We start from the raw sequence: 3,437 nt of genomic DNA, 5'->3' as shown, positions 1-3,437 counted from the left end.
CGAAAATGTGGAGCTTCCCTCCGTCCTAGCCGTGCCTTCAGCAACAGACAGGCGGTGCCCATCGGTGCCGACGACCCGCAAGACCGAACCGCGCAGTTCAAGTTTGAGGGCATTGGTGCTGTAGCGTCCCGATTCCGTCGAAACGCAGAACAGCGCGCGGCGCAAGGCCGCATCGAACGCCGAACCGAGGACTTGGCCTTGCGGCTTTAGCTCCCCGTCTGGGGTTTCAGGGAAGCTGCTCGGATCGGCACACGACAGAACGACCGTGCGCTTGTTGGCGCTGACCTCGCACTTGCCATTGCGGATTCGAATCTTCAGGCTCGGAGCCGATTCGGTTTTGACGAGTTGGCAGAGCTCCTTCGCCGGGACGAGTGCATCAACATCGTTGTCGATAGCCTCTCCGACGAAGGGGATGGAGATGTGCAGATGGTTGTCCAAGTCGGTAGCGGTCAACTCTAGGTGGCCTTTGGAAGCGCGCCATCGCAAGTTTTCCAGCACCGGCAGGGTTGCTCGCTTCGGCACGACAAGGCAGAGCCTTTCGAGCGCCGATTTGAGCTGATTAGTATTGATTACACTCATAGGCAAAGCTCCTTTTGTGGATTCCGACACCCGCGCGATTGCTCGCGTGAATGCGGTTGTGGTTGATTCAGGGTTTGTGGGACTGAGAAAGGGTTTGTGGGAGTAAAACCGAAGGCGTGAGTTATGCGATTTTTAGGCCGCCGTTGCCGTCTCGGGTGGCAGGGGGTTTCCGGCGGCGAAACTCGATGGCTCGAAGGCACGATGCAGCGCGTACTGCGTCAGGATTTCCAGTTCGTAGAGCTGCAGAGTTGAGAGCGCAATACGCTCCATCGCTCCGTCGTGCTCGAACTCAGCAAGAACCTGTCCGTCATTCCGTCTCCGCAAGCCAAGCTGATTGACCTCTCCTCCAAACTTGATAGGAATCGTCTTTTCCTGATTGATGGCGCGGCGCGTGAAGACAGCGAGCGTCGCGAGATCGTTGGCTTTGCTGATAACGAACTCTGAGCGCCACAAGGGAGCCTGCACGGTAAACCGCAGGCCGTGGCTGGAGGCGCTAAGAGTTACGCTCACCGAGAGCTCGTCACGAAGCAGCAAGCCAATCTGCTCGCAGGAAAAGAGCGCACGTCTAGCCAGGCTGTGCATGGCCTGAACCTCGCCGGGATGCAGATCGAAACGGGCAACGCGCTTCGCCTCATCGCGGACGGCAAAGAAAACCCGCAGCCGCCCTTGATCCACTTGTTCGTAAACGAGGAATTGGGAAAAGCGGCCGTAGATTTTGTTCTTCGATGGCGAACCGTTCGAGCGGAACAGATCCTCCTCGCCGCAGACGGCCTCATCGAAAGGACTCTGTTGCTCGCCAGATTCGCCTGCCTTGCCATCGCGCAATTGGAACTGCTCGATCCGTCGCTCGACCGCGCGCAGGATGGCGAGGAGATGGAGCTGCTGCTCAACCGAATCGACGTGCGTTTGGAGCTCGACCGATTCCCGGCGCGGCGTTTGAGCCGTTACGGATAACGTCAGCCCACAGCCGCCCGCTTCGCCTTGGACTCGGCCGTATTGATTTGCGATAAGAGTGTTCATGTCTTGTTCTCTCCGGGAGCCTCAGCCCTCAACAACAGGCGTCGCTTCGGGCGCAGGCTCCGTGTCGATTTCGAAGTGGGTAGGAGGCAATGTGGACAGAATCTGTTTGGGTACGACCTTGTCTGTGGGAAGGATCAGGGCGCTGAGGGAGATGGGACCCTGACGGCCCTGCAATGTGATCTTTCGAACGCTGCGGCCAGTCTGATCGGCCTCGACAAGCCGAGCACTGCGGAGCATGTTGTAGAGATTGGTGTTTGGCGGCAGCTTGATCTGTCTCACCATCAGGCGTTCTCGTGCCTGGCTGACTGCCACCGGCACCACGACTGCCGCCTTATCTCCCTCGACGTAGACTTGTGCGCCGGGGGTGTTCACTCCCAATGCGCCGTTCTCGATCAACTCCTGAAGTGCCTGCAAGAACAGGCTCACTGGATTGTTTGGCTGAGCAGCGATGGCGGGCTGGGCCTGTTCGACGCTGGCTTGGTCGGCGCGGCTGACCGTCTGGGCGAGGGGACTTGCCGACTCACCGCCGTGCCCGTCCGAGAGGCACGTCGCCAGATGCACGAAGCGCGGCAGGCCGAGAAAGGTGAGGTCTGCCCGCGAAAGGATATGGTGCATGAGGAAGCTAGAAAGCTTCGCATGTGCACCATGCTCCCGCTCAGGTCGCCAGCCTGCGACGGGCGTCTTTGTGCGCCGACCGAACTGAGCATAAGGTTCATCGAGTGGGCACCACGTCTCGCCCTTGCCGCGCACGTCCAACTCAAACAGTTTTCCCAGGTCATGACAGAGAGCGGCAATGAACGTGGCGTACTGCCAGCGCGAGCGGTTGCGGGAACTACGGAAACTATCAACGCTGCCGTCTGGCCGCTGCTCCATCTTCATGTTGCCCTCGAACTCTTCCAAAGCCTTGAGCGCGACTTCGAGCGAATGCAGGTAGAGTCCGCCGGGCTCGGCGTGGTGGTGCGCGGCGCTGGCTGGCAGATCGCCCACTGTTACGGCAAACCTGTCGAGCAGCCTCTCAGCCAGCGCCCGCACCTGCATGTCCAGTGAGAGCCAGTACAGAATTTGTTCGGTCATGGTTTCAACTGACGGCATGGTTCTCCTGGCTCATCCCTATCGGGGATGGGTCACCCATCCCGGCGGACATCCCCGATGACTCATCCCTAGGGATGGGTGGTAACGGAATGGTTAAAGGAATCTCTGCCGTGACTCCTTGAACCGGAAATCTCGGCGAAGATTCACCGTTTTTCCTTTTCGCCGCCTGCAGCGGCGGTAACCACTTACGCCGCTGCCAGAGTTTCCGCAGCCGGGGCCTCCGACCCGGCTGGTTTCGGCGGCTGCGCCGCCATGACGGCCCTCAGGGCGGGTACCCCGCCGCTTTTGTTGACGACGCCGATGACCGTCAATGCGACCTCGGACATGGGCGTCACTTGGTGGGGCTTGTCGTCCCAGACTTCGACGGCGTAGTTCGTCCCGCCGCTGTTCTCCGGGTCCAGCACCAACAGGTTGGTGACGTAGGTCTCCTTGCTGCTGGAGTTGACCTTCCGAGCCGAACATCTCAAAACTGTGCCGATGAGCTTCATGGCCTTTATGGCCTCCTCGAATCGAGATTGGTGTGGATCACAGGTTCGTGGGTCACAGTGCGAATGTTGGGGGTGGGCGTGGATACCTTGTACAAACTCGCGGGCTCAGGCGCCCCCTTGCAGTGCTCGATTACCCTGCGATGCCGGGCGGCCCTTTCATACATTCGCTGGCGAGCTTCTGAGCCGACAGCCACGATCAGTGTCAGCCGTTCGCCCGCGCTCGCGCGACATCGTGCAAACCGCGTTACGAAGTGCAGC

Annotated in this window: 5 protein-coding genes; 1 reads left to right on the top strand and 4 read right to left on the bottom strand. The window is 59.9% G+C overall.

Translation table 11 applies throughout. The annotated features are described in order from the left end of the window. Window positions 1-579 (bottom strand): DNA polymerase III subunit beta (locus tag VFU66_RS07755; RefSeq protein WP_326445674.1); only part of this gene is annotated, 579 nt, incomplete at its 3' end. 132 nt (window positions 580-711) lie between these two features. Continuing rightward, window positions 712-1,089 (bottom strand): hypothetical protein, encoded by a 378-nt coding sequence (locus tag VFU66_RS07750; protein ID WP_326445673.1) that lies wholly within the window; start codon window positions 1,087-1,089, stop codon window positions 712-714. Between the two features lie 90 nt (window positions 1,090-1,179). Between VFU66_RS07750 and VFU66_RS07745 the strand changes: the two genes are divergently transcribed. After that, window positions 1,180-1,533 (top strand): hypothetical protein, encoded by a 354-nt coding sequence (locus VFU66_RS07745; RefSeq protein ID WP_326445672.1) that lies wholly within the window; start codon window positions 1,180-1,182, stop codon window positions 1,531-1,533. Between the two features lie 87 nt (window positions 1,534-1,620). On the opposite strand, the gene VFU66_RS07740 is transcribed toward VFU66_RS07745, so the two are convergent. Both VFU66_RS07740 and VFU66_RS07735 read right to left on the bottom strand, forming a co-directional pair. Next, a complete protein-coding gene (locus VFU66_RS07740) occupies window positions 1,621-2,691 on the bottom strand; it encodes a TraI domain-containing protein (RefSeq protein WP_326445671.1) in 1,071 nt (356 codons plus the stop codon). Window positions 2,692-2,876: 185 nt separating this feature from the next. Next, window positions 2,877-3,179, bottom strand: coding sequence for a hypothetical protein (locus VFU66_RS07735; protein ID WP_326445670.1), 303 nt, complete (start codon window positions 3,177-3,179; stop codon window positions 2,877-2,879). Window positions 3,180-3,437 lie beyond the last annotated feature (258 nt).

This window comes from Edaphobacter sp. (assembly GCF_035763405.1).
GTDB lineage: Bacteria > Acidobacteriota > Terriglobia > Terriglobales > Acidobacteriaceae > Edaphobacter.
This window is presented reverse-complemented; position numbering and strand designations above follow the sequence as displayed.